The 25026-nt window shown below is 50.8% G+C and carries 21 protein-coding genes; 13 read left to right on the forward strand and 8 right to left on the reverse strand.

Going from position 1 to position 25026, the window contains the following annotated elements:
- Positions 1 to 36: 36 nt before the first annotated feature.
- Positions 37 to 504, reverse strand: a complete 468-nt coding sequence (gene ssb, locus VFT64_08275; GenBank protein HEU5047823.1) for a single-stranded DNA-binding protein — start codon at positions 502 to 504, stop codon at positions 37 to 39.
- A gap of 128 nt (positions 505 to 632) precedes the next feature.
- Here ssb and VFT64_08280 point away from each other — a divergent pair, with 128 nt between their 5' ends.
- Genes VFT64_08280 through VFT64_08295 form a run of 4 tightly spaced genes read left to right on the forward strand, consistent with a single transcriptional unit; the run spans position 633 to position 8012 of the window.
- Positions 633 to 2387, forward strand: a complete 1755-nt coding sequence (locus VFT64_08280; GenBank protein ID HEU5047824.1) for a hypothetical protein — start codon at positions 633 to 635, stop codon at positions 2385 to 2387.
- Between the two features lie 13 nt (positions 2388 to 2400).
- Positions 2401 to 3354 carry an Hsp33 family molecular chaperone HslO gene (locus VFT64_08285; GenBank protein ID HEU5047825.1) on the forward strand — a complete coding sequence of 318 codons (954 nt, stop codon included), beginning with the start codon at positions 2401 to 2403 and terminating at the stop codon, positions 3352 to 3354.
- A 49-nt stretch (positions 3355 to 3403) separates the two neighbouring features.
- Positions 3404 to 6529 (forward strand): multidrug efflux RND transporter permease subunit, encoded by a 3126-nt coding sequence (locus VFT64_08290; protein ID HEU5047826.1) that lies wholly within the window; start codon positions 3404 to 3406, stop codon positions 6527 to 6529.
- 34 nt (positions 6530 to 6563) lie between these two features.
- Positions 6564 to 8012, forward strand: coding sequence for an efflux transporter outer membrane subunit (locus VFT64_08295; GenBank protein HEU5047827.1), 1449 nt, complete (start codon positions 6564 to 6566; stop codon positions 8010 to 8012).
- A 9-nt stretch (positions 8013 to 8021) separates the two neighbouring features.
- Here the strand turns inward: VFT64_08295 and VFT64_08300 are convergent, their stop codons facing one another.
- Together VFT64_08300 and VFT64_08305 are read right to left on the reverse strand one after the other, a co-directional pair.
- Positions 8022 to 10496, reverse strand: coding sequence for a hypothetical protein (locus VFT64_08300; protein HEU5047828.1), 2475 nt, complete (start codon positions 10494 to 10496; stop codon positions 8022 to 8024).
- A 405-nt stretch (positions 10497 to 10901) separates the two neighbouring features.
- Positions 10902 to 12122, reverse strand: a complete 1221-nt coding sequence (locus VFT64_08305; GenBank protein HEU5047829.1) for an iron-containing alcohol dehydrogenase — start codon at positions 12120 to 12122, stop codon at positions 10902 to 10904.
- Between the two features lie 51 nt (positions 12123 to 12173).
- Between VFT64_08305 and VFT64_08310 the strand changes: the two genes are divergently transcribed.
- Genes VFT64_08310 through VFT64_08320 form a run of 3 tightly spaced genes read left to right on the forward strand, consistent with a single transcriptional unit; the run spans position 12174 to position 15258 of the window.
- Complete coding sequence (locus VFT64_08310) at positions 12174 to 13145, forward strand: lytic murein transglycosylase (GenBank protein HEU5047830.1); 972 nt, start codon at positions 12174 to 12176, stop codon at positions 13143 to 13145.
- Positions 13142 to 14122 (forward strand): septal ring lytic transglycosylase RlpA family protein, encoded by a 981-nt coding sequence (locus tag VFT64_08315; protein ID HEU5047831.1) that lies wholly within the window; start codon positions 13142 to 13144, stop codon positions 14120 to 14122. The genes VFT64_08310 and VFT64_08315 overlap by 4 nt, the downstream gene beginning before the upstream one ends.
- 11 nt (positions 14123 to 14133) lie before the next feature.
- Positions 14134 to 15258: a D-alanyl-D-alanine carboxypeptidase family protein gene (locus VFT64_08320; protein ID HEU5047832.1), complete on the forward strand. Its 1125-nt coding sequence runs from the start codon at positions 14134 to 14136 to the stop codon at positions 15256 to 15258.
- 1 nt (position 15259) lies between these two features.
- Here VFT64_08320 and VFT64_08325 read toward each other — a convergent pair whose 3' ends face one another.
- The 4 genes from VFT64_08325 to VFT64_08340 all read right to left on the reverse strand — a co-directional run bounded on the left by VFT64_08325 (position 15260) and on the right by VFT64_08340 (position 18903).
- On the reverse strand, positions 15260 to 16171 hold the full coding sequence (locus tag VFT64_08325; protein ID HEU5047833.1) for a hypothetical protein: 912 nt from the start codon (positions 16169 to 16171) through the stop codon (positions 15260 to 15262).
- Positions 16172 to 16195: 24 nt separating this feature from the next.
- Positions 16196 to 16645 carry a tRNA (cytidine(34)-2'-O)-methyltransferase gene (locus VFT64_08330; GenBank protein ID HEU5047834.1) on the reverse strand — a complete coding sequence of 150 codons (450 nt, stop codon included), beginning with the start codon at positions 16643 to 16645 and terminating at the stop codon, positions 16196 to 16198.
- A 5-nt stretch (positions 16646 to 16650) separates the two neighbouring features.
- A complete protein-coding gene (gene ahcY, locus VFT64_08335) occupies positions 16651 to 17970 on the reverse strand; it encodes an adenosylhomocysteinase (GenBank protein HEU5047835.1) in 1320 nt (439 codons plus the stop codon).
- 87 nt (positions 17971 to 18057) lie between these two features.
- Positions 18058 to 18903 carry a prepilin-type N-terminal cleavage/methylation domain-containing protein gene (locus VFT64_08340; GenBank protein ID HEU5047836.1) on the reverse strand — a complete coding sequence of 282 codons (846 nt, stop codon included), beginning with the start codon at positions 18901 to 18903 and terminating at the stop codon, positions 18058 to 18060.
- A 154-nt stretch (positions 18904 to 19057) separates the two neighbouring features.
- On the opposite strand from VFT64_08340, the gene VFT64_08345 reads away from it, so the two are divergent.
- The 6 genes from VFT64_08345 (at position 19058) to VFT64_08370 (ending at position 23253) form a co-directional block, all read left to right on the forward strand.
- On the forward strand, positions 19058 to 19738 hold the full coding sequence (locus VFT64_08345; protein HEU5047837.1) for a uracil-DNA glycosylase: 681 nt from the start codon (positions 19058 to 19060) through the stop codon (positions 19736 to 19738).
- A gap of 40 nt (positions 19739 to 19778) precedes the next feature.
- Complete coding sequence (locus VFT64_08350) at positions 19779 to 20534, forward strand: ABC transporter ATP-binding protein (protein HEU5047838.1); 756 nt, start codon at positions 19779 to 19781, stop codon at positions 20532 to 20534.
- Positions 20531 to 21325 (forward strand): ABC transporter permease, encoded by a 795-nt coding sequence (locus VFT64_08355; GenBank protein HEU5047839.1) that lies wholly within the window; start codon positions 20531 to 20533, stop codon positions 21323 to 21325. Before VFT64_08350 ends, VFT64_08355 begins: the two co-directional genes overlap by 4 nt.
- A gap of 8 nt (positions 21326 to 21333) precedes the next feature.
- Positions 21334 to 21936, forward strand: a complete 603-nt coding sequence (locus tag VFT64_08360) for a D-sedoheptulose 7-phosphate isomerase (protein HEU5047840.1) — start codon at positions 21334 to 21336, stop codon at positions 21934 to 21936.
- Positions 21937 to 22178: 242 nt separating this feature from the next.
- Positions 22179 to 22352, forward strand: coding sequence for a hypothetical protein (locus VFT64_08365; GenBank protein HEU5047841.1), 174 nt, complete (start codon positions 22179 to 22181; stop codon positions 22350 to 22352).
- Between the two features lie 145 nt (positions 22353 to 22497).
- On the forward strand, positions 22498 to 23253 hold the full coding sequence (locus tag VFT64_08370) for a hypothetical protein (protein HEU5047842.1): 756 nt from the start codon (positions 22498 to 22500) through the stop codon (positions 23251 to 23253).
- On the opposite strand, the gene VFT64_08375 is transcribed toward VFT64_08370, so the two are convergent.
- On the reverse strand, positions 23250 to 25019 hold the full coding sequence (locus tag VFT64_08375; protein HEU5047843.1) for an acyl-CoA dehydrogenase C-terminal domain-containing protein: 1770 nt from the start codon (positions 25017 to 25019) through the stop codon (positions 23250 to 23252). The genes VFT64_08370 and VFT64_08375 overlap by 4 nt on opposite strands.
- Positions 25020 to 25026: the final 7 nt, after the last annotated feature.

Below are 25026 nucleotides of genomic sequence, written 5' to 3' on the forward strand. Positions count from 1 at the left end.
GCGGCTACTCATACCTGAATTAAGGATTTCTGGCAACTAGAACGGTATTTCGTCGTCCAGATCGGCGGATGCCATGGCTTTTTGCGGCGCGGCGTTCTGATTGTTATTATTGTAACCGCCATTATGGTTGCCGCCTTCGCCATGCCCTGCGTTGCGATTGTCCAACATGGTGAGCGTGCTGCCGAATCCTTGCAGAACGACTTCGGTCGAGTATTTTTCCTGTCCCGACTGGTCCGTCCATTTGCGGGTCTGCAGGGCGCCTTCAACGTAAATCTTGGAGCCTTTATGGAGGTAGTTCTTGATTACCCCGATCAACCCATCGTTGAATACGACGATGCGGTGCCATTCCGTTTTTTCACGGCGTTCTCCCGTATTACGGTCGCGCCAAGTTTCGGAGGTTGCCAGTGTAAGATTCGCTATTTCCTTGCCATCCTGCGTGCTGCGGATTTCGGGGTCACGGCCGAGATTGCCTACCAAAATCACCTTGTTTACGCTGCCTGCCATAGTCTTATGCTCCTAAAAAAATCCAAAAAGAAACCATCTATACAACCCATGCTAAATGAAAAAATACTTATCTGCAAACGCATTTTTCTTTCGTATATTTCACGATTTTTGGTAGTAATATTCGGGATATGAATAGCAATCTTACGAAACGTCTTGAATCTGCCGCCCGGGCGCTGGCAAAAAAACCAGCAATAACAGTCAAGTTACGGGGTAACGATCATCCGGCGGACCTCAATGAGAGTGAAATCATTACGCTGCCTGGAGGTGGAGACCTTTCCGTATTGCGTGGGGAGGCCGATCTGGCGGCGCTTTCTCTGCGTTATCACAACCCGAAAGTGCATGCCAGCATGCGTCCATCGCTTGCCAATGCAGGCGTTATTTTTGATGCGCTGGAGCGTACGAGAATTGAGATTCTGGGGTCGCAACACTGGCAAGGGGTGCGCGCAAATCTGGCAAGCCGGTTAGAGACTCACTGCCGAATGGCGGATGTTTCCGATGTGCTGGCACTTATGCTTCGGGAAAAAGTCCTTGGACTGAAACCGCCAGGCATGATGGCAGAGGCTGTTGCAGGTTGGAGCAAGCGTCTTGACGCGCGCGTGGGTAAATTGCTGGAGGCCCTGGCTCAGCATACGGGCAATCAGAAAGAATATGCAGCCACTGTTAATACTATATTGAAAGCGCTGGAGCTTGCCGGAAAGCAGGAAGGAAAATCCGAACCTACCCAGGACCAGAATGCCGAGCAGGATGCTGCGCCCTCTCAGGCGCCAACCCCGCAGGAGGAAAGTGAGGAAGAATCAACCGGCGCGGAGAGTATTTCCAGCGCAGGGGCAGGGCAGGAAAGCTTCACCACCGCTTCCGCCAGCGCGGAGATGCCGCCTGATGACGCCCAGCAGGTGGAATATGACGCTCCGTCTTATCCCAGCAATGCGCTGCACCCGGATTTTTATTCCCTCATTAACGAAGGGTATCACCAATATACGACACAGTTTGATGAAATTGTCGATGCGGATAAGCTTGCGACGCCTGAAGAGATCGTCCGCCTGCGCGGGCAGCTTGACCAGAAGCTCTCTGCTTTTCATAGTGTTACGAGCAAGTTAGCAGCAAGGCTTCAGCGGTTGCTGCTGGCCAAGCAGGCTCGTATTTTTGAATATGACCTGGATGAAGGGCTTATCGACGGAAAGAGACTCGCGAACCTGATTATTAATCCGGAATACCAACATATCTACAGACGCGAGAAAGAAACGGACTTCCGTGATACGATCGTGACGCTGCTGATCGATAATTCCGGCTCCATGCGCGGCAGGCCGATCACAGTAGCGGCGCTTTGCGCCGATATTCTTGCGCGTACGCTGGAACGCTGCGGTGTGAAGGTTGAGATTCTCGGCTTTACTACGCGGGACTGGAAAGGCGGGCAGAGCCGCAAGTCATGGCTGGAACATGAGCGTCCCATTAACCCGGGGCGGCTCAACGATCTGCGGCATATTATCTATAAAGCGGCCGATATGCGCTGGCAGAAAGCGCGGCGCAATATGGGCGTTATGCTCAAGGACGGGATTTTAAAGGAAAATATCGACGGGGAGGCAATTATCTGGGCACACCAGCGGCTCATGGCCCGGCCTGAGCAGCGGCGCATTCTCATGGTGATTTCCGATGGCGCACCGGTGGATGACAGTACGCTTTCGTCCAACAATGGCAGCTACCTTGACCGGCATTTGTGGCAGGTGATCAACACGATTGAAGAAAGGTCGGATGTCGAATTACTTGCCATCGGCATAGGGCATGATGTAACACGCTATTATAAACGTGCCGTTACCATCAGCGATGTCAGCCAATTAGGGGATGTCATGGCGAAGGAACTGGTAAGGCTTTTCATGGATGACTGAGGACTGATTGTTGATGAGCGATGAAAAGGCGGTTGACGCCTATACCGATTTTATTGAACCCTTCCTGATCGACCATTCGTCTATCCGCGGGCGTTTCGTGCGACTCAGCACAGTTCTGGATGACATATTAAATGCGCATCATTACCCGCTGGCCGTATCCATGCATCTGGCAGAGCAGATTGTGATTGCCTGCATGCTCTCGGCCACGCTTGTGAAGGATGGCATTCTGACCGTACAGGCCAAAGGTGATGGGCCGATTCGTTTCATGGTGGTGGATGTCCTGGCGGACGGTACTATACGCGGCTATGCACAGATGGACGAAGAAGAACTGAAGCGAATTATCGGCAAATCCAAGAAAAAGCAGGATATTGGTGTATTGCTGGGTAAAGGATACCTTGCGGTGACTTTGGATGATGGGAAGTCCAAGGAGCGTTATCAGGGCATTGTTGAGCTGGTAGGGGAATCGCTGAGCGATGCGTTTAAAGGCTATTTTATGCAGTCGCAGCAGGGAGAGATTGCCCTTAATATTGCTGTGCAGCCCCCGGCAAAGCGGGGAGAAAGCTGGAAAGGCGGCGGTGTTATTGTCGAGCGGATGCCGATTGCCGGCGGCAAGCAGGTGGAGCTGGATATCGACGAGCAGAATGAGATATGGGAGCGCACAAAGCTCTTCATGCAGACGCTGAAGCCGAAGGAAATGCTCGACCGGCGCATTACGCCGCAGAATCTGCTGTACCGTCTTTTCAATGAAGACGGAGTGTGGGTCTATAAAGTGCAGCCGCTCAAGGCCGGTTGCCGCTGTTCACGCAAACGTATCCGCGAGGTGCTAAAAACCATTCCTAAACAGGATCTTATTGATTCTTTGGATACGGAAGGTAAAATGTCCGTCAATTGTCAGTTCTGTAATAAGACGGAAGTGTTTAAGCGCGAAGATATCAATAGGCTATATCGTACAACAACGAGGAAGTAATTTCTTTTAAGCTATTCTAACCGGCATTTAAGGGCAGAGCTGTAGGTTTATGAACATATCCGCTCTTTTTATTCACCGGCCGGTTGCCACTACCCTGCTAGCGCTTGGCGTGGTGTTGAGCGGTATAGCGGCTTACTGGCTATTGCCGGTGGCTCCGCTGCCGCAGGTGGATTTTCCAACGATTAGCGTTCAGGTCAATCTGCCGGGGGCCGGGCCGGAAACGATGGCCTCCACCGTAGCCACCCCGCTGGAGCGCACGCTTGGGCGTATCTCCGGCATTACGGAGATGACCTCCATCAGCGCATTAGGTTCCACGAATATTATCGTCCAATTCGATTTGGACAGGAATATTGATGGCGCAGCGCGTGACGTGCAGGCGGCCATTAATGCGGCGCGTGCCATGCTGCCAAGCGGTCTGCCGAAGAATCCGGTTTATCGCAAGGTCAACCCGGCCGATTCCCCCATCATGATTGTCACGCTCACCTCCCAGACGATGACGCAGGGGGAGCTTTATGATGCGGCATCCACCGTTTTAGCTCAGAAAATCTCGCAGGCCGATGGCGTGGGGCAGGTGACTGTGGGGGGCAGCGCACTTCCGGCCGTACGTGTGGAACTGAATCCCGATGCGTTAAGTAAGTATGGTATCGCTCTTGAGAAGGTCCGCACAGCCATTGCTGCCGCCAATGTTAACCGTCCCAAAGGCGCATTGGAATCGCAGGATAAACGCTGGCAGATTTATACCAACGATCAGGCAAGCCGCGCCAAGGATTATCTTCCCGTGATCATTTCTTACCATAATGGCGCTCCGGTGCGGATTGCCGATGTCGGAACGGTTACGGATTCCGTACAGGATATTCACAATGCAGGCCGCTCGAACGGTAAAACCGCTATTGTGCTGATTATCTTCAAGCAGCCGGGTGCAAACATCATCAAAACGATTGAGAATGTGAAAGCCATGTTACCGGGGCTTCAGGCTTCGGTTCCCAGCGCGGTGGACATGAAAGTAACCATGGAGCGCACTGCGACGATCAAGGCAGCCCTGCATGATGTGGAGCTGAACCTGCTGATCTCCGTTGCGCTTGTTATCATGGTCGTGCTGATGTTCCTGCGCAAGCTTTCTTCCACGGCCATTCCCAGCGTGGCAGTGCCCGTTTCCCTGATCGGAACATTCGGAATCATGTATCTGTGCGGTTACAGCCTGGATAATCTCTCACTGATGGCTATTACCATCTCAACAGGCTTTGTGGTGGACGATGCCATAGTAGTGCTGGAAAATATCTCCCGTCATGTGGAGGAAGGTGTCCCTCCTATGCAGGCGGCCTTACAAGGGGCGAAAGAAGTCAGCTTTACCGTGCTTTCCATGAGCATTTCACTGATTGCGGTGTTTCTGCCTATCCTGCTGATGGGAGGAATTATCGGCCGTTTGTTCCGCGAATTTGCTGTCACGCTTTCGGCTGCCATCCTTGTCTCGCTTGTGGTTTCACTGACGCTTACGCCGATGATGTGCGCGCGCATCATCAGAAAAGATGAAGAAGGGCGCAGGCATGGGCGGCTTTATTATTGGTGCGAGCATGCGTTCGATTATCTGCATTCGCATTACAAGACTACACTTGATTGGGCGCTGCGCCACTGCCGTTTTATCCTGTTGCTGCTGTTTGCTACCATTGTATTGAATATCTATCTTTATGTTATCGTTCCCAAGAGCTTTATGCCGCAGCAGGATAGTGGGCGCATTATCGGCTCCATACAGGCAGACCAGAGCATCTCCTTCATTGCCATGGAAAAGAAATTCAAGGATCTCATGGCCATCATCATGCAGGATCCGGCGGTAGATAATGTCGTGGGAATTGTGGGTGGAGGGCAGCAGAGCAATAATGCCCGTATGTTTATATCGCTAAAACCCCTTGCCGAGCGCAAGATTTCCGCAGAGCAATTTATCGCTCGCGTGCGCGGTAAGTTGAACCGTGTAGCGGGGGCCAAGCTTTATTTACGTTCCTCGCAGGATGTAAGAATGGGGGGAAGGGCCAGCAATGCGGAATACCAGTATACTCTTCAGTCGGACAATCTGGAGGACTTACGTAACTGGTCGGATAAGATTTATAAGGGGATGCAAGAAATTCCCATTCTGACGGATGTGAATACGGACCAGCAGGAGAGGGGCGTACGCACTTATGTTACCTATGATCGCGATACGATCTACCGACTCGGCCTTACTCCCGCCATTATCGATTCCACGCTGAACGATGCGTTCGGTCAGCGGCAGGTTTCCACCATCTATAATCCGCTGAACCAATATCACGTAGTGATGGAAGTCGCGCCGCAATACTCCCAGAGTGCCGATGCGCTTAAAAAACTCTATGTCGTTTCTTCTTCAGGAGCAGTAATTCCATTTTCTTCTTTCTGCACCGTGAAGGAGGCTCCGACAGCGCTTTCGGTCAATCATCAGGGGCAGTTCGCTGCCGTGACACTCTCGTTTAACCTGCCCCTTGGCGTTTCGCTTAGCCAGGCTTCGGACGCAATCGAGAAACTGTTCGTCCAGTTGCATGTGCCTTCCTCTATCCATGGCAGTTTCCAGGGCACGGCAAAAGTGTTCAAGGAGTCTTTCAGCACGCAAAACATGCTGATTATTGCGGCGCTGCTTACGATTTATATCGTGCTGGGCATGTTGTATGAAAGCTATATCCATCCGCTTACAATCCTTTCTACCTTGCCTTCTGCCGGCGTAGGAGCGATTCTTGCGCTGATGCTGTTTGGGATTGATTTCACACTGATTGCGTTTATCGGGGTCATATTGCTGATCGGCATCGTGAAAAAGAATGCGATTATGATGATCGACTTCGCCATCGATGTGGAACGTACGGAAGGTATTTCTTCCCGGGAGGCAATCTTCAAAGCCTGCGATTTGCGTTTTCGCCCTATCATGATGACGACCATGGCGGCGCTGCTTGGCGCGTTACCGCTGGCGATCGGCAACGGAGAAGGGGCAGAGTTGCGGCAGCCCCTTGGTATCTCCATTGTCGGCGGGCTTATGGTAAGCCAGGTACTGACGCTTTATACAACACCGGTCGTCTATCTTTATCTGGATTCACTTTCACTTTGGTGGAAGAAGAAATTCGGCCGCGGCAATATCGAGCCGAATTACCCTTCGCATTACCATTTGAGCGCAGATAATTAACTATGCTATCGTATAACGATTGGATGGAACTGAAATGAAATATAAAGCCGGTCATATATTTTCCTGGGGGGCTGCAGCGCTGCTTCTGGCGTCCTGCGCGGTCGGGCCGGATTATGTGCGGCCTGCGACAGAACAGCCCAAAAGCTTCAAGGAGGCGCAAAGCTGGAAACAGGCAGAACCCAAAGATACTGAGATACGGGCGAAATGGTGGGAAGTATTTGGCGATCCCGAGCTGAATAAGCTCGAAGAGCAGGTCGTTATTTCCAACCAGAATGTGAAGGCTGCCGAAGCTTCCTACCGGCAAGCGCAGGCTTTGACGGAAGCTGCGCGTTCTTCTTTCTTTCCGGTCGTGTCGGCGACAGCATCCATGAGCCGCGGTGGTTTTGGGGGCTCGAGTAATAATGCGGCTACGTCCGGTACTACGGGGGGCGGCAATAGCGGTAATATAGGTAACCGTTACAATGCCGAGCTGACGGCAAGCTGGGAGCCCGACCTTTGGGGGCGGATACGGCGCACCGTCGAGGAAAACAGTGCTCTGGCCAGTGCCAGCAGGGCGGATCTTGGTGCGGCGACGCTCAGCGCGCAGGCGGCACTTGCCAGCGATTATCTGAGCCTGCGGCTTGCAGATGAACAAAAGCGCCTGCTGGACAGGACGGTCGAGAATTATAAACGAGCGCTCGACATGACGCAGAATCTTTACCATTACGGCGTGAATGCGCGTTCAGACTATCTGCAGGCAAAAACCCAGATGGAAACTGCACAGGCACAGGCGATCGATATCGGTGTCGCGCGGGCGCAGTATGAGCATGCGATTGCCATGTTAATTGGTAAAGCTCCGGCGGATTTTTCCATTCCAGTGGCGGATAAAGTTCCGGAAGTGCCTGCTATTCCAGTGGGGCTTCCTTCCGATCTTCTGGAACGAAGGCCGGATATTGCAGCATCTGAGCGCAGGGTAGCAGCGGCCAATGCGAATATTGGTGTTACGAAAGCGGCGTTCTTCCCGGATATCACTTTGTCTGCTTCCGGGGGGTATCAAAGCTCCAGTCTGGCGCAATGGTTCAACTTGCCTAACCGTGTCTGGTCCATCGGTCCGAGCCTTGCCGAGACTATTTTTGATGCCGGACTTCGCCGTTCACAGACACAGGCAGCTATCGCTGCGTATGACTCCACAGTTGCTGCTTACCGCCAGACGGTGCTGGGCAGTTTTCAGGAGGTGGAGGATAATCTTGCTGCTTTGCGCCTGCTGGAACAAGAAGCTCAGGTACAAGGTGTTGCTGTAACGGATGCCACAACGGCAGCCGGAATTTTTATGAACCAGTATAAGGCCGGACTGATCAGCTACCTTAATGTGGTGACTGCGCAGAATACGCAGCTTAGCAATGAACTCACCGCGCTGAATATCCGTAAACAGCGGCTGATTGCAGCGGCGACGTTGATTAAGGCGCTTGGCGGTGGGTGGAATGCCATGCCTGTAAAACAATAACCGGGTTATTTAACGCTGTGCTGCGTAAGCGGGAGTATGCGTTACCATTCTGTTTGTTGGGTTACGGCCTACCATGCGTTCATAAATATTGTCAACAAACTGGCTGATTGCTGCATCCTGCTTATCCATTGTTTCCAGGCTGCGAGGATTATTTTCCATATGCTCGATAATATTTTCCAGACGAAATGCAACTCTTTCCCGTCGCTCTTCCTGGGTTTCCGGGAGCGGTGCATATTGTGGTTTCATTCCCATCTGCTCTTCCAGTTCTCCCAGGTTTCTCATTAAAACACTATCAATGATAATAGAGTTCCTATTGGGGTGTTCGAGCAGGAAATATTGGGCTTTGCCCAGCATATGGTGATGGAATTCCTCCAGCATTTCTGCAGGGGTGTTATACAATCTATCTTTAGGGGTTCCCGATATATTGATTAAGTGTTCGAATCTATTATCACCGGTTTTACGCAGTGATGTTGCTCCCTCATCTCCTTCAAATGTTGCAACGCCGGCAGCATTGGCTTCCCTGACACTGGCTATTTCCTTTGCGATAGGGGAGATGTCATAGTTTACTCCGTCGTGGTGGCCTCCCACTCCCTTAAACAGCATGGAATGTGAGACGGAGTAATAATAATTGTGACGCGATATACTGGGAAGAAAGCCTGCTTCCGCGGTATATTGCTTCCAGTTATCATATGGCGTATAGCTGGCACAAACTGTACCTCCGGGGAGTGCCAGACGGCATGTGTTCAGTAGCGCCTGGCAGTATTCCGACGCTTTTTCCGTCATACAGGATGCGACAGAATAAGCTGATACTATATCTGCCTTGCCAATCAGATCTTGGGGGGGATTTAGAATATCGAATTTTCGGATCTCAAACCGTCCCTCTTCGTGAAGTTGTTTTATAGTTGCCTTGATATCGATATTATTATCCAGGAAGCTATCACCCGTATAAGCGCCTCTTCCCATACTCAAATGGAAGCGTCTATCGTTAAACCAGGAGTCTTTGCGTTCCTGGCTGAGCGATTGCCAGTTTCTTAATTCCTTATCAAACCCGGTTTTATGACAGTAAGCTAATAATTCCTCTTTATTCTTAAAAGTGCTGAGTAGTTTTGCAATATCTACCCACATCTGGGTTCTCTCCGAGATCGGATATTCATCCAGCAGTTCTTTGTTCAGCCATTTAATGGCGCTTTCGGAGTGGTCCGAAAGAGTTATTTTCTCCATCTCGAATGGAATAGGTCTTTCGGAGTGATCCTTTATTTCATTGGTGCCGAAAAGTACGGCGGCTACAGCGTATTGAGTGGCAGAACCCGTGCCTACATCCAGATACCTTCCCCTTCTTTTGTCGCGTATATTCTCTATGAAATCGAATAGGCCTTCAATATCACCGGGAATTGGCCTGTCATAATTCAGTTCTGAATATTTATTCCAGAATTGCTTACTTAGTCTATCCCAGTTTGCACTGTCATTTCCCAGCGGACCAAGCTTCTTAGCAAATTGGCGGGCTCTTGTTACAAAGTCTCTGACAGCCTGTCCAGCCTCATTCTTGGTATAATGCATGACATGGCGGGCCTGAAGAAGGGAATCCCTGACATGATTTGTAAAACTAACCCCATTATTGAACTTCAATTGCCCCTGTTCATTCAGATAGTCTACACGGCCTGCAACAATCACTGCTTCAGAATATTGCTTGCCGGGGCGTACCATTCTTCTGTGTTCAGGAACGGGGCCTGCTGCTGTCAATCCAAGGTAGCGCGGGTCCTGTTTTACAATTTCCCCCATCACTCGTGTCAGTAATCCTCGGGACATGGGGCATTCTTCATGTTCAAGGTCCGGGTTATCTGCAATCTGATCCGCTGTCAGAAAGCCGCCATATCCTTCTGTTCCCGCCATATGGGCGCTGATCCAGATACCATCTTTCTTGGAAAACTGGACTTTGTTGGCTTCGGCATGCAAAACATTCGCAAACTTCCTGGTATTGGATTCAGTTACGAATTTTGCGGTATTCAAATCCGCGGTTCCTGCCAGATCTTCAACTGAGGGAACTCTGTCATCGCCAAGGGGATTAAAAAGATCGCCCTGGCGTACTTCCCATTTGCGCGCAAGAACATTCTGCAACCCTTCTTCCTGCACAGCCTTATAGGGGTTGTCTGCGGCAGGAGTAACACCAACTTCGTCATATATCTTTTGACGTATCAGATCTTTGGTGCCTTCACTTAAAAGCGGCCATTTGCGTAATGAATCGTATAGATTGATTCTTCCTTGTCCATCCGGGTATAGATCAGGTTCGTTTGCCACATCTAATCCAGGCACGGCAACCTCTTTGTCCAGGCTCAAAAGAGCGTAAGGGTTACCTATATCATGCAGCAAAGCGGCGAAATCAAGCCACGCATTCCAATATTGCGGCAGTTCCCTATTTGTATCTTTATAGTTATTTAAAGTCTGGATATTTGAAGGAGCAAGTTCAACAGAAATGCTTTTATCCATGTAAGGAAGGCCGGCAATAATATTATCAATGCTGGGGCCCGAGCCTGAGTCAATATGGGTGATAACTTCCCCGGCCCTGCGTTTTGCTTCGAACTCATTCCTATGATCTTTAGCGGCATAGACTATGGTGACGAAATTATTGAAATCTTCCGCGGGAATACCGTTCGGTCTTCCATCACCATCCGGGTCCACTGCCGTTCCCGACATATACAGATTCGCGTATTGTTCGCTTCCTGCCGTCGTTAGCATATCCTGATCCAGATAGAGATCGCGATCTGCCTGTGTTCCCTGAAGATTTTCCATGTACAATACCTAGGGTTGTCCGTTTGGTCCTGATATTGATTATTTTATAAAGAATTGGTTAATAATTAGATAATTTGTCTGACAGGTAATATTATCGTTTTGTTACAAACTGAGAACATCAAGAAAAGTGAACCTGTTGCGGATGAAGCGCGCATGTAAAACGGCTTGTTCAAGCGCTGCTTTATTCCATCCGATATCCGATGCCGATGTAGGGGCGTTTGCTTTTTGTAATACTTCCCGCAATGTTCTTTGTGGCACCATTACGGCCTGCAATGCATCCGTGATAGCAGAGCCTTCCGTTCTAAGTCGCTCATTGATGGCTTCATATTGCTTATAAAGTGCGGCTTTAGGCCCATATGCCTCCCCAATATTAACAGATAAGGCCGGACCAAAATATTCTTCAATTGCTTTTTCCGGATTGACGGGCGGAGTTAACTTTAGGCCATTGGCAAGCATCTGCTGTTGTATACCTGCCATTATCAGCGTTGTCACCCCGATCTGCTCGCCGTGATACGTTTCCGGCAAAGCAGCGCCGTATTTCATTTCCATCGTATGGGCAATCAGATGCTCACCCTGGCTGGCGGGATAACTGCCCCCGGCGAGCGTCATGCCTGCGCCGGATACCAGCAGGTTTTTGATCAGGAGTGCCATCACGGCAGGGTCTGCCTTGGTCAGCTTGTCCGCATGCGTAAACAACTCCTGTTCATAAGGAGCCAGCAGCTCAAAGGGCAGGGCGTTATAGGGAGTATCGAACAGTAGATGGGAAAGCAGCCAGTCGGCCTGTGCGGTGGGGCGGCAAAGCGAGTCGCCGAGGCCGCTGCGTATCAACCGGTGCGGTGCATGCAAGAGAACACTCAAATCACAGAATACACCTTGTGGTAAATGCGCTTTCAGCGTTTGTTTGTGGCCGTCCACGGTGATGGAAGCATTAGCAGAGAGATAACCGTTCATGGACGGGGCGGTGGGGAAGACCGCATAGGGAATGCCATCCAGATAGGAAGCATATTTACAGATATCGTTGATCGTTCCGCTGCCGATCGCAAGCAGGCCTTCCGCTTTGCGTGCGCGAACCAGGGCGACGTTAGTGTCATCCGCATGCGGTTTTGCAGGCAGCATAAGCATGTCGCAGCCCAATTGCCGCACAATCTCTTTTCCGAGCGCTTCATGCGTGGCGGGATCGCATACTGCCAGCAGCTTCTTTCCTGAAAGCCCCGCATGGGAAATCAATTCGGAAGCTTGGTCCGCAAGCGATAATTCAATTGCAATGTAGCAATTGTCATTTAGTATTTTAGCAGGCAATAGTTCTTTAAGGCGGTTAATCATAACGTTTTTATATAGGTTATTGCGGAATAAATAAAGATGAATGGAGTTGCTGTGCGTTTTGTATTGCCGCTTATATTTATGTTTGTCGCTCTTCCTGTCCTGGCGGCAGAGGCGCCGAAGCCTGATTTCAGCCACTGGCTTGCCCAGTTCAAGCAGGATGCGCTGGCGCAGGGCATCTCGCAGGATGTGATCGACGAAGCATTTCAGGATATACAGGAACCTTTGGCGACCATCGTCACGCACGATCAGACGCAGCCTGAACATGTGAAGACATTCTCTGAATATCTGGACGGAATGCTTACCCGCAAACGGATTATGAAAGCGCGCGAAAAGCAGCGTGAGAATGCCCGGATCCTTCGCAAGATAACCCGTGTATACCATGTTCAGCCTTCCGTCCTGTTGGCGCTGTGGAGCATTGAGAGCAATTTCGGCGATAATCAGGGGGACTATTCCGTTATTCAGTCTCTGGCAACGCTTGCTTATGACGGACGACGCAGCAGCCTTTTCCGTTCAGAACTATTGAAGGCGCTTAAGATCATCCAGAATGAAGATGCCGATGCCGAAGACCTGACCGGCTCGTGGGCTGGCGCCATGGGGCAGACACAGTTCATGCCGTCGAGCTATCTGCAATATGCGGTCGATTTCGACGATGACGGCAAGAAAGATATCTGGAACAGTAACGCGGACGCTCTGGCTTCCATCGCAAATTACCTGCACAGCAAAGGCTGGAACGATAAGAAACCCTGCCTGATCGCGGTCAATCTGCCGGAGTCGGGTGATGTGGATGAATGGCGCAATAATAAGGTCTATAAGACATTGAAAGAATGGCGCGCGCTTGGTTTTGAACGCGAAGACGGCAGGAAGCTACCACGTCGCAATGATAAAGCCCGTCTTATTGTGCCGGATGATGACACTTCCGCCTTCCTAGTATTCCCGGATTATGACATAATCATGGACTGGAACCGGTCGATCTATTTTGCGACTTCTGTTTGCTTGCTTTCCGATAAGATAGGACACAAATGACGAAGAAATATTCCGTATTGCTTTCGATTTTTCTTCTTACGTTCGTTACAGCATGCGGTTCATCCAACAGACCTACGGTCGGGGGTATTAAAATCGGTAAGCCCTATGAAGTGGCTGGCCGCACCTATGTTCCAAGTTATCAGCCTACTTACGACCAGGTGGGCACGGCCTCCTGGTACGGCCCCGGGTTTCACGGAGGTTCCACCGCCAACGGCGAGCGTTACGACCAGGAAGCGATGACAGCGGCGCATAAGACGCTTCCGCTGCCTTCTATCGTGCGTGTTACCAATCTTGATAACGGACGCAGTGCCATTGTCCGCGTTAACGATCGCGGGCCATTCGTCGGCAGCCGTATTATCGACGTATCTCGTGCGGCAGCTATGAAGCTCGGCATCTATCAGCATGGCACGGCTAATGTACGCGTGCAGTATCTTGATGCGGAAACGCGTGCCTATGTCAGTAATATGCCTAATGGCCCCGCAAGCCTGGCAAGGCTCGACAGAGAAGCGCAGCGCCGCTCTCAGGCTGAGACGGTTGCCGTCAATACCGATACGGTGGATACGGGTTCCGGTGCTATTGAAAGCCAGCCACTGCCATTCTCTGCCCCGGAGGCCCGTGTTGCGGCTGCATCCGCTGGCGCCCCCGCTGCCACTTATGTGCAGCCTGCGGTGTATCATCCGCGCATGGAGCCTACCGTTCCTCCCATTCGTCCTGTAACCCTGGCTGAAAGCACAAGCATGCGCTCGGCACAGGGCTATTTTGTTCAGGCAGGAACATTTGGCGTTAAGGGCAATGCTGACCGGCTTCTGCAGCAACTGCAATCCATGGGAAATGCGAAGATCGTTTCTAACGCAGGCGGAAACAGAACGCTTTACCGTGTGCTTTCAGGGCCGTATAATTCACGCGAAGAAGCGCAGAATATGCTGAGCCGGTTGGATACAGCCGGTATTTCAGGCGCAAAAATTATCAGAGATTAAAAGGGAGAGTTATGAGGAAGTACGTTGCCGCACTGGCTGTTATGTTTATGTCTCACGCTGCATTTGCCATGGATACGGAAGCAAAGCAGGCCATCGTGGTGGACGATAGCACCAATACGGTTCTGTTTGAAAAGAATGCCGATGAAAGAATGCATCCTTCCTCCATGAGCAAACTGATGACGGTGTATATTGCTTTCTCGCGCCTGAAAGATGGCAGCCTGAAGCTTACAGACATGCTTCCGGTCAGCGAGAAGGCCTGGCGCGTGCAGGGTTCCAAAATGTTTGTGGAACTGGGCAACCGTATTTCCGTGGAAGACCTGCTGCAGGGAATTATCGTCCAGTCCGGCAATGACGCTTGCATGGTGATGGCTGAAGGACTGGCAGGCAGCGAAGAAGGTTTTGTTGCACAGATGAACGATATGGCAAAGAAACTTGGCCTGACCAATAGCCATTTCGCCAATCCGGATGGACTTTCGGATCCGAACCATCTTATGAGTGCGCGTGATTTGGCAACGCTTGCACACCATATCATTCATGACTTCCCGGAATATTACCATTACTTCTCCGAGAAGGAATTCGAGTATCATCATATCAAGCAGGGCAACCGCAACCTGCTTCTGTATAAGAACACCGGGTTCGACGTGGACGGCCTGAAAACCGGCCATACGGATGAAGGTGGCTACGGTATGGTCAGTTCCGGTAAAGACAGTGCCGGACGCCGTGTTATCGTGGTTGTAAACGGCTTATCCAATATCCGCATCCGCGGTGAAGAGTCCGAGCGCCTGCTCGATTTCGGCTTCCGCGATTTTACGGATGTAAAGGCATTTAAAGCCGGTGATGTTATTGAAAAGGCGAATGTCTGGTTTGGCGAACAGGAGCAGGTGGGGCTGACCACGGCTCAGGATCTTGAGCTGACGCTGCCGAAAGCCGGACGCGATAATGTTAAGTTTACTATTACCTATGATGATAATATCCCGGCACCGGTTACCAAGGGAGATCATGTTGCCGATCTAAAAATAACCCTCCCGAGTGGTTCTGTAAAAGTAGTGCCGCTGGTGGCCGCAGAATCTGTCGATAAGCTGCATGGCTTCCACCGCATTACACGAGCGCTGATGTATTATGTGAGCGGGAAGTAACTTATCCTGGTAATGGCCCGCCGTTTGTCGGGCCATTTTCTCTAGCACTGCGTACAGTGCGTGTTGCACGTCCTAAGACATTTGGAAATTTTTCCAGGTGAACATCCGGATGCATGCCCAATTCCTCCAGTACTTCCCGAGCTATTTCATTCTGCTGCTGAAAGGCTGCACGTAATGCATGTATATCTTCAGGTGCTATAGGCTCAAGCGGTGATGCTACACCCGTCATATTGGCAATTTGCCGTTTAATACGCTCTGGATCATTATAAGAACCTGTACTGTGTGATTCTCCCACTGGCTGCACACTGTTCAGGTCGCGTAAAAATGCAATTGGTCTGCCTGCATATTCCGGAAGAACACCTTCTGTTGGATAACGCAAATATTCGCCATGATATTTTAGATAAGCAAAATCGCCAGCATCGATTCCGTCTGCGAAACTGCTTTTACCTTCACTGTCCAGAAATCTGACGGTATTGCGAAGATCTTTTTTACGCTCGTTAATATCCTCAGTGGGATCAAGATGACTATACGGTCCATCATCGAACGAGACATCCGGAGCCTGTAATGTAAGGGTGATCCTTAATGGAGAAGTTTCCCCATTAAGTTTGAGAGGTTTTAAATCCATATAGGCTAACGAAGCGATTGCTGCTTCACTTTTGGTCGGATTATCACGGCCTATGCGGATGACGGCTTTGGGATTTTCCTCTATGCTCATAGCTACGTTGTGGCCAACGCCACCCAGTACTTTCTTGGGGGTCATACCTGCGCCATGGAGCATTTCGGCAATTTTGCCATATGTTGCGCGCATATTCTCATCGTACTGCAGCGTTATGTCTATAATGGACTCCTCAGGTGCGGCAATTCCAAACAGGTTTTGAAATACACTGTCGTCAAATTCAAGCTGCCTTGACATAATTATACCTGATAAAAAAGAAGCTCATCGTATTTGCCGTAATGCTTCACCCAGCACCATGCTGGCTGCTAATGCAATATTTAATGAGCGTGTCTGTGGAGCCATGGGAATAGTAACTGCAGCGTCTACATAGTCAGCTACTTCTTGTGGCACGCCTGCGCTTTCACGGCCTAGCAGGAGGATGTCATTTTGGCGGAATGTGAAATCGCAGTAATGGGCTTGGGTTTTGGTCGTCAACAGTACGATCCGGCTCCGGTTCTCCCCGGCGTATAGCTTGAATTGTTCCCAGGAAACATGACGCTGCCATTTCACGTGGTCGATATAATCCATGGCGACGCGACCGATTTTCCGGTCATCCAGCACGAAGCCACAGGGCTCTATGACATGGCATTCCACGCCCATGCAGGCGCACAGACGCAGGATGCTGCCGAGATTCTGCGGAATATCGGGCTGATAGAGCGCAAGCGCGGGCATATCGCTTAGTAGCGGTATGCCTCGGGCTTGAACGGGCCATTGACGGCCGTGCCAATATATTCAGCCTGCGTCGGTGTCAGCTTGGTGAGTTTTGCGCCGATCTTTTCCAGATGCAGTGCCGCCACTTTTTCGTCCAGCTGCTTAGGCAATACGTATACTTTGTTTTCGTACTTCTTTGCGTTATTGAACAGCTCGATCTGGGCCAGTACCTGATTGGAGAAAGAGGTGCTCATAACGAAGCTTGGATGGCCCGTGGCGCAGCCCAGATTCACGAGACGGCCTTTTGCCAGCAGGATGATGCGCTTGCCGTCCGGGAAAGTGATTTCATCGACCTGCGGCTTTATTTCCGACCACACCATGTTCTGCAGAGCAGATACCTGGATTTCGCTGTCAAAATGCCCGATGTTGCAAACAATGGCACGGTCTTTCATGGCGCGCATATGGTCGAGCGTGATGATATCAACATTGCCTGTTGCCGTGACAAAGATATCGCCCTGAGCAGCAGCGTCATCCATGGTCACGACCTGGTAGCCTTCCATAGCGGCCTGAAGCGCGCAGATGGGGTCAATCTCGGTCACGAGCACGCGTGCGCCCTGGCGGGACATCGCAGCGGCGCAGCCCTTGCCCACATCGCCATAACCTGCAACAACAACAACTTTGCCCGCGATCATGACATCGGTTGCGCGTTTGATGCCGTCCGGCAGGCTTTCGCGGCAGCCGTACAGATTGTCGAATTTTGATTTGGTGACGGAGTTGTTTACGTCGATAGCGGGAACGACCAGTTTGCCTGCCTTCTGCATTTCATACAGACGATGCACACCGGTGGTGGTTTCTTCAGAGAGGCCGCGCACATCTTTCATCAGTTCAGGATATTTTTCATGCATGACGCGCGTCAGATCGCCGCCATCATCCAGAATCATGTTCGGTGTCCAGCCATTTGGGCCTTTGATAGTCTGCTCAACGCACCAATCGTATTCTTCTTCGGTTTCTCCCTTCCAGGCAAAGACCGGAACGCCGGTCGCTGCGATGGCGGCTGCGGCCTGATCCTGCGTGGAGAAAATATTGCAGCTCGACCAGCGTACTTCAGCGCCAAGAGCCGTAAGCGTTTCAATGAGAACAGCAGTCTGGATGGTCATATGAAGGCAGCCTGCAATACGGGCGCCTTTCAGTGGCTGGGATTTGCCGTATTCCGTGCGCAGCGCCATAAGACCGGGCATTTCGGTTTCCGCGATGCTGATCTCCTTGCGGCCCCAGTCGGCCAGTTTAATGTCGGCGACTTTGTAATCCTGTGCCGGTGCGGCGGCTGCAGCGGTCTGCGTTCCCATAATCATATGCTCCTGTTAATAATAAAGGTTACGCGATTGCTAACGGAAAATGGCGGAAATCACAAGCTTAAAGATTAAAAGAGGGGCCTAGAAACCGCCCTTGAACATCAAGGCGCAGGTTATACCGCCCGTGGTTACCGTATAGGTGGCAGTCGCCATATTCGTGCTGGAAGAGCAGCTATCCAGATAATTGCCTCCCGGCGGAACGGTGGTCACCGAGCCGATTGCGGGCAGGCCGTCATCCAGTTTCTTATCAATATTATATCCATCCAGCGCTGATAAAGCCGGATACATGGCTAACCCAAGGTAATTACTGTCGGGGTTAGGGTCCTGTGCTCCGTAAAAGAAAGTGTGGGTGCAGTTGCCATTATGGTAATAGGCCGCGCCGCTTGTAATACAGAGGTAAAACTGAGAGAAGCCCACATTGCTGCTCAGCCTTGATGCAGGAATATTGATTCCGGGCAGTTCCCATGCGCTACTGCCGCTATTGAGCACCGCTGGCCGTGGGGTCAGGTTACCGCTTTCGATCATTCCCGCGAGGGATAGATGATGCCAGAACAGCAACCCTTCTTCGTCCAGGACGTCCAGATCCGTCGGTCCGCCGAAGCCTATCATTCCATTGCCGTCACCATTGCAGGTGTGGGTATTATCAAGCCCTACAAAGGCGACACAACTGCTGGTGTAATTATCGCTGGCATTGCCGCCGGGATAACCGAAAAATGTAATGGCATTCGAGCAATCCCCGGGAATGCAATTGTATTTATTACGGAATGCGTTGGCGGCGACCGTGTATTTGTCTTTCTGGCTGATGATGTAGCGCAGTTCGGCCGCTTTGATTAAATCCCGACCGGCAAGCACCCCTCCGATGATCAAGCCAATGATGACCAGCACGATGCTCAATTCTATCAGTGTAAAGCCTTTACAACTCCGCATGCCTCTGGCGCAACCAAACACAGTGAATATATCGCATGTTATCATAGATTATCAGGCGATACCAATGGATTAACGAAGGTTCAGTATTTTGTTGAAAAAAGCGGCTTATTGCCTAAGCTTGGGACTCTTCATTACGCTAGCGAACTGATCGATTATGTCATTTATTCCGCCGGATTATCATTGCCCCCTATGCCCGAGGCTTGCGCAATTTCTTGCGCAGAATCGCGAACAATATCCGGGTTTCTATAACGGGCCGGTGCCCTCTTTTGGCGATATGAACGCGGAATTGCTGATTGTGGGACTGGCACCGGGGCTCAATGGGGCCAACCGGACGGGCAGGCCGTTTACAGGGGATTATGCCGGGCTGGTGCTTTATTCGGCTCTGCGCAAACACGGGTTTGCCGAGGGAAATTATAATCCCGAACAGGTTCAAGATGGCAGCGGCGATGGATTCCGCCTTATTAACTGCCGCATTACGAATTCCGTGCGTTGCGTGCCGCCGCAGAATAAGCCTGAAACATCTGAAATCAGGCAGTGTAACATGTTTCTTAAGGCGGAAGTTGCGGCTATGCCGGCACTGAAAGTGCTGGTAAGCCTAGGTCAGATTTCACATAAAGCCGTTATACAATCCTTTGGCCTTAAACAAAGCCAGTACGTATTTGGGCATGGTGCTGTTCATATGCTACCGAGCGGGCTTTGCCTGATCAACAGCTATCATTCGTCGCGTTATAACATCAATACGGGGACGCTGACCCAGGCCATGTTCGACGATGTTATCGGCCTGGCGCAGGAAAAAATGCTTATTCCGCTTTCGTTTCAGCAAAGAAAGTGCTAGCAATAGCGTCGATAAAAAGCCCGATTTGCCATAGGATGCCATGTCTGGACTGATTGACCTTAAGAATATTTATGTATGGGGCGTGGATACACATGCCCGCGCGGCAAGCCTGCGGCAGTGGTTTATTCACCGCAAGGCCATGACCAGTGTCAGGATTCCTATTATTCAGGGCGTTGATTTCGCTGCAAAGCCGGGTGACCGCATCGCTATTATCGGACAGAATGGTTGTGGCAAATCGTCTTTGCTGAAAGTGATTTCCGGTAATTACCCTATTCATGAAGGCACACGCCGCGTGGAAGGTTCCGTTGTTCCACTCATTGAAATGGGAGCCGGGTTCGAAGCAGAAATGAGCGGGCGTTATAATATCAAGCTCAGCTATGCTTACCGCGGTAAGCTACGCGAATATTCCAAGGAAATTGAAAAAACTATTATTGAGTTTTCAGAGTTGGGAGAGAAGATCGATCTTCCACTGAAGACCTATTCCTCGGGCATGATGGCCAGGCTTGCATTTGCCTCCGCTATTTTCCAGGATCCTGATATTTTACTGTTGGATGAAATCTTTGCGACCGGTGATGCCGGGTTTATTGAGAAATCGCAAAACATCCTGCGCAAGAAAGTGGACAACGTATCCATCGCCATCATGGTCAATCATTCACCCAACGAGTTTACCGATTTATGCAACCGGTTTATCCTGATGCATAAAGGCCGTATTGTTAACGAAGGAAGCCGCAAGGAAATACTGCATCAGTATTACACGGATATCCTTCATATTTCCGACGAGCGTGTGGTCGCATGACAAGTATTGCTAAACAGGCTGGAATGCTGTTCGATAAATATTACTGGCAGACAGCTGTGCTAATTGCCAGGAACGGGCTTGCACGCATGTACCGTAATTCTTTTCTCGGCATGTTGTGGACGCTGTTCCAGCCGCTGACGATGGTTTTGGTCTATGCACTTGTGATGCCTATGATCATGCGCTCCACAGCGCAGAACTATACTTTATATCTGCTGGTTTCACAGCCACTTTGGGTATTTATTTCCGGATGTATTGCAGGCTCCTGCGGGTCAATACTGGCCAATGGTGAAGTGCTGAAGCGTTGCATGGTTTCCTCCAGCATATTTCCGATCGCAGATGTTCTTCGCAGCTGCTACACATTTGCCGTCTCCTTTGTGACAATGTATATCGTTGCATTGCTGATGGGGCTGACCCATATCAGTCTTATGCTACTGGTAGTGCCGTTTTATATTCTGGCAATGCTGATGGTGCTCGGAGCCGTCGCGATTGCGGTTGCTTTTGTCGCGCCGTATGTGCGTGACATTGGTGATATTGTTCATATCGGCCTGACCATGTCGTTCTGGTTTACGCCTGTCATTTATCAGATACAGATGCTGCCACCTAAGATACAGTTCTTCATGCAGTTCAATCCGTTCTTCATCCTGATGCACCCTATTCAGGTGCTGGTGTATGAAAACCGGCTTCCGTCATGGAGTGATAACCTGTATCTTCTGGGGTTGATAGCGGTCGTTGTTCCGCTCGCATTTGCCGTCTTTCGTGTATGCAGGCGTAATTACGTTTATTATCTATAGGTTCTCTTATGCTGCAAAAACTTATTCTGGATTCTGTTGAAGGCACGCGCAAGGTGCTTGATCTTGTTCTGGCGGATGATGTGCTGATTTCGGCTGTGGCAAAAGCGGGCGAATTGTGCATTGAAGCGCTGAAGCAGAACCGTAAGATTCTTGTTGCCGGTAATGGTGGCAGCGCAGCGGACTCCCAGCATATCGCTGCGGAACTTGTAAGTCGTTTGAATTATGATCGTCCGGGGCTTAGTTCTATTGCACTGACAACCGATACTTCGGCCCTGACTGCTATTGGTAATGATTATGGATTCGATCGCGTGTTCGCGCGCCAGCTGGAGGCAATCGGCCAGGAGGGGGATGTCTTTATCGCTATTTCCACTTCCGGTAATTCCGGCAACGTTCTGGCGGCCATTGAATCAGCACGTGCCAAGGGCATTAAAGTTATCGGCATGACGGGGCAGGGCGGCGGCAAGATGGAAGCCCTGTGCGATATTATCCTGAAGATGCCGTCTTCACGCACACCAAATATTCAGGAATGCCACATCATGTTCGGCCACATTATCTGCCAGATCATAGAAGATGGTATGTTCGGCAAGGAATACGGGCCTGCTAAAGCCTGATTTCTTCACAGAATCTTCATAAATCCGAAATTGTGACAGATTGAAATATCTGCTAAAATTACCTTGTTACTCTGCCATTTGCCACAAACCGGACTCGTTCCGCAGGCTTTTGGTTACAGGATATGCCACAAGGACACCATTCCAAGCAATATCCTAGGTACGAAAGGTGGTGATGTCTGATGGGTCATGCCATTGGATATCTCATAGTGATCGGTTTCGCTGTATGGGGAGTCGGATGGGTCGTGCGACAGATTTTGGCAGCGATTACAGGGTTCTTTACTGCGCTGTCGAACTTCTTCAAAGCGATCCGCGACTGCTTCGTGGGGATTTTTAAGTTCGTCACCTCGCCCCTCGGAATCGTGACCATACTGGCCATCGTCGGGTTCATTGTGTATGCCATGCATCACAAGTCCTGATGAAAGGAGGGTAAAGAGACAATGTATTGGTGTCCTTGTGGCATTGTCTCTTTCCAAATCCTCTATATATCCCATTATTTATTAATATTATTTTAATACTTCTCCTTTATAAATGATATAAGCTGCGTTTTATAAGGGCATGCTTATGTCGTCAGCAGATAACGGCAGGACGAATAAGAAATCTACGGAGAGTAAACCGCGGAAACGGCTTGCTGCTGCCGATACGCCGGAATTTGAGGCGATCATTAATGGCTTGTTTCGTTTCGCTGATCGGTCTCAGGCAATGCAACGCCTAGAAGCAATACACACGCTGTTTGAAACTGTCCGTAAACCGGTAGCGGATAATAAGGCTTACCCACTCCAGCTCTGGATCAAGGATTATGATTTAAGCGATGCTGATATCAGGCAGGGGTATCGCGGTCATTTTGGTGGCATCAGCATTATACAGTATGAAGATGGTAAGTATGGTTTAAAGCTGACTAAGCTTTACGTTCCGCTTTCCCTTCATCCCCAAAAGACACGGCCCAAACGCTCGCATCCTGACTGGGGCCATCCGGTTCTGCGGCAGCTAAAGGAGCAGCCTGTATTTAACGATGTTGAGCGTGCACGTGCACTGCTAATGGCACTGCATGAAGAATACCCGGCGATTTCCATTCCCGGTCTGAATCACCTGCTTATTATGCTCTATAGCAAAGAGAAAAAAGCGGGCCAGAAGCCGGTCAAGAAATACAAGTTCTCCATTGTCGCGCAGACAGACGGAAGCTTCCGCATTACCTATCAGGAAAACACGAAACGAAAAGCGCCCGCTCAGGCTACCAGACGGGATGCGGAGCAACAGCCCAAAGGCCGCTTCACCGCAATGGTGGCGCTCAAACGAAATAAGCGTAAGCCTTCTGCCTAGAGCTGAGCCTGCATTACCGGTTTGCTGCCTGCGGTGATAGATTGTAGGAGGGAAGTGGTGCCTGGCAGGACCTTGGTGAAGAAGAACCGTGCTGTAGCCAGCTTGGCTTCATAGAACTCCTTATCGGAATCGTATTTCTCCAGCGAGATGGCTGCGATACGTGCCCAAATCCATGCAAAGACCACGAGCGAGAACAGGCGTAGGTATTCTGTGGCTCCGGCTGCTGCGTCATCCGGGTTTTTCAGTCCCGCCGTAGCGAGGTAAATCGTTCCCTGCTGCAGATAACCGATATGTTTGGAAAGCGGTTTAATGAACTCCGCCATCGCTGGGTTATCTTTATGCTTGGTGATGAACGCATCTACCGGGTGGAAGAAGGAGCGCAGATAACGTCCATTGCCGAAGCCGAGCTTGCGGAATACGAGGTCCAGCGACTGGATACCGTTCGTGCCTTCGTAAATCTGGGCGATACGGGCATCGCGCACATATTGTTCGACACCGTAGTCCTTGATGTAGCCATAACCGCCGTGAATCTGCACGGCGAGATTCGTGACTTCCGAGCCCATATCCGTCATATAGGCTTTCACGATCGGAGTGATCAGCTGGACGAAATCATCCGCATCCTGTCGCACCTGTTCGTCTTTATGGCGATGGGAAATATCCACCTGCAGCGCTGTGTATACGGCCAGCGCACGTGCACCTTCTGTGAAAGCGCGCATGGTCAGCAACATGCGGCGTACGTCCGGATGAACAATGAGAGGGTCAGCTTCTTTTTCCGGCAGTTTAGCACCCGTGACTGAGCGAGACTGTAAGCGTTCCTTGGCGTAGGCCAATCCGTTCTGGTAGGCGACTTCCGCGAGCCCAAGTCCTTGAATACCGACATAGATACGTGCGGCATTCATCATGGTAAACATGGCTTTCATGCCTTTGTTCGGTTCGCCCACGAGCCATGCTTTCGCATTGTCGTAACGCATTGCGCAGGTGGGGGAGGCGGAGAGGCCCATTTTATGTTCGATACCCTCAGCGCGCAAGCTGTTGCGCTCGCCTAGCGAACCATCGTCATTGACGAGGAATTTCGGTGCGATGAACAGGCTGATGCCCTTTGTGCCTTTGGGGGCGCCTGGCAGGCGTGCGAGAATCAGGTGCAGGATATTTTCCGTGAGATCATGCTCACCGGATGAAATGAATATCTTGTTGCCGGTAATCTTATAGCTGCCATCGCCTGCCGGTTCCGCCTTGGTGCGCACAAGGCCAAGATCCGTGCCTGCCTGCGGTTCGGTCAGGCACATGACGCCGGACCATTCCCCGGAAACAAGTTTGGGCAGGTACTTCTTTTTGATTTCGTCCGTTGCATGCAGCATGATCGCATTATAAGCACCGTGCGAAAGGCCGGGGGTCAGGCCGAAGGAAAGGTTCGATGAGCAGGCCATTTCCATGATGGTCATGTTCAGGTATTCCGGTAGCCCCTGGCCACCGTAAGCCGGGTCACAGGTGAAAGCTGGCCAACCGCCTTCGCGGTACGCTTTGTAAGCTTCCTTGAAGCCTTTCGGAGTGGTCACTGTGCCGTCTTTATAGACCAGCCCTTCCTTGTCACCACTCTGGTTGATGGGAAACAGCACTTCTTCGCAAAGCTGCGCAGCGGCATCTAATACCGGCTCCGCCATCTCGGCGGCTTCGGCAAAGCCCGGGACGTCTTTATACTCTCCAAGCGGCAGGAAATCGCGCAGGACAAATTGAAAATCACGTATGGGGGCTTTATAGATCGGCATAATTCAT

Source organism: Rickettsiales bacterium (genome assembly GCA_035765535.1).
Classification (GTDB): Bacteria; Pseudomonadota; Alphaproteobacteria; order Rickettsiales; family JABCZZ01; genus JABCZZ01.

Excerpts from the sequence above, each read along its gene's own strand:
- ssb (HEU5047823.1), bottom strand. The coding sequence starts at position 504 with ATGGCAGGCAGCGTAAACAAGGTGATTTTGGTAGGCAATCTCGGCCGT.
- VFT64_08280 (HEU5047824.1), top strand. The coding sequence starts at position 633 with ATGAATAGCAATCTTACGAAACGTCTTGAATCTGCCGCCCGGGCGCTG.
- VFT64_08285 (HEU5047825.1), top strand. The coding sequence starts at position 2,401 with ATGAGCGATGAAAAGGCGGTTGACGCCTATACCGATTTTATTGAACCC.
- VFT64_08290 (HEU5047826.1), top strand. The coding sequence starts at position 3,404 with ATGAACATATCCGCTCTTTTTATTCACCGGCCGGTTGCCACTACCCTG.
- VFT64_08295 (HEU5047827.1), top strand. The coding sequence starts at position 6,564 with ATGAAATATAAAGCCGGTCATATATTTTCCTGGGGGGCTGCAGCGCTG.
- VFT64_08300 (HEU5047828.1), bottom strand. The coding sequence starts at position 10,496 with ATGGATAAAAGCATTTCTGTTGAACTTGCTCCTTCAAATATCCAGACT.
- VFT64_08305 (HEU5047829.1), bottom strand. The coding sequence starts at position 12,122 with ATGATTAACCGCCTTAAAGAACTATTGCCTGCTAAAATACTAAATGAC.
- VFT64_08315 (HEU5047831.1), top strand. The coding sequence starts at position 13,142 with ATGACGAAGAAATATTCCGTATTGCTTTCGATTTTTCTTCTTACGTTC.
- VFT64_08320 (HEU5047832.1), top strand. The coding sequence starts at position 14,134 with ATGAGGAAGTACGTTGCCGCACTGGCTGTTATGTTTATGTCTCACGCT.
- VFT64_08325 (HEU5047833.1), bottom strand. The coding sequence starts at position 16,171 with ATGTCAAGGCAGCTTGAATTTGACGACAGTGTATTTCAAAACCTGTTT.
- VFT64_08330 (HEU5047834.1), bottom strand. The coding sequence starts at position 16,645 with ATGCCCGCGCTTGCGCTCTATCAGCCCGATATTCCGCAGAATCTCGGC.
- ahcY (HEU5047835.1), bottom strand. The coding sequence starts at position 17,970 with ATGGGAACGCAGACCGCTGCAGCCGCCGCACCGGCACAGGATTACAAA.
- VFT64_08340 (HEU5047836.1), bottom strand. The coding sequence starts at position 18,903 with ATGCGGAGTTGTAAAGGCTTTACACTGATAGAATTGAGCATCGTGCTG.
- VFT64_08345 (HEU5047837.1), top strand. The coding sequence starts at position 19,058 with ATGTCATTTATTCCGCCGGATTATCATTGCCCCCTATGCCCGAGGCTT.
- VFT64_08350 (HEU5047838.1), top strand. The coding sequence starts at position 19,779 with ATGTCTGGACTGATTGACCTTAAGAATATTTATGTATGGGGCGTGGAT.
- VFT64_08355 (HEU5047839.1), top strand. The coding sequence starts at position 20,531 with ATGACAAGTATTGCTAAACAGGCTGGAATGCTGTTCGATAAATATTAC.
- VFT64_08360 (HEU5047840.1), top strand. The coding sequence starts at position 21,334 with ATGCTGCAAAAACTTATTCTGGATTCTGTTGAAGGCACGCGCAAGGTG.
- VFT64_08370 (HEU5047842.1), top strand. The coding sequence starts at position 22,498 with ATGTCGTCAGCAGATAACGGCAGGACGAATAAGAAATCTACGGAGAGT.
- VFT64_08375 (HEU5047843.1), bottom strand. The coding sequence starts at position 25,019 with ATGCCGATCTATAAAGCCCCCATACGTGATTTTCAATTTGTCCTGCGC.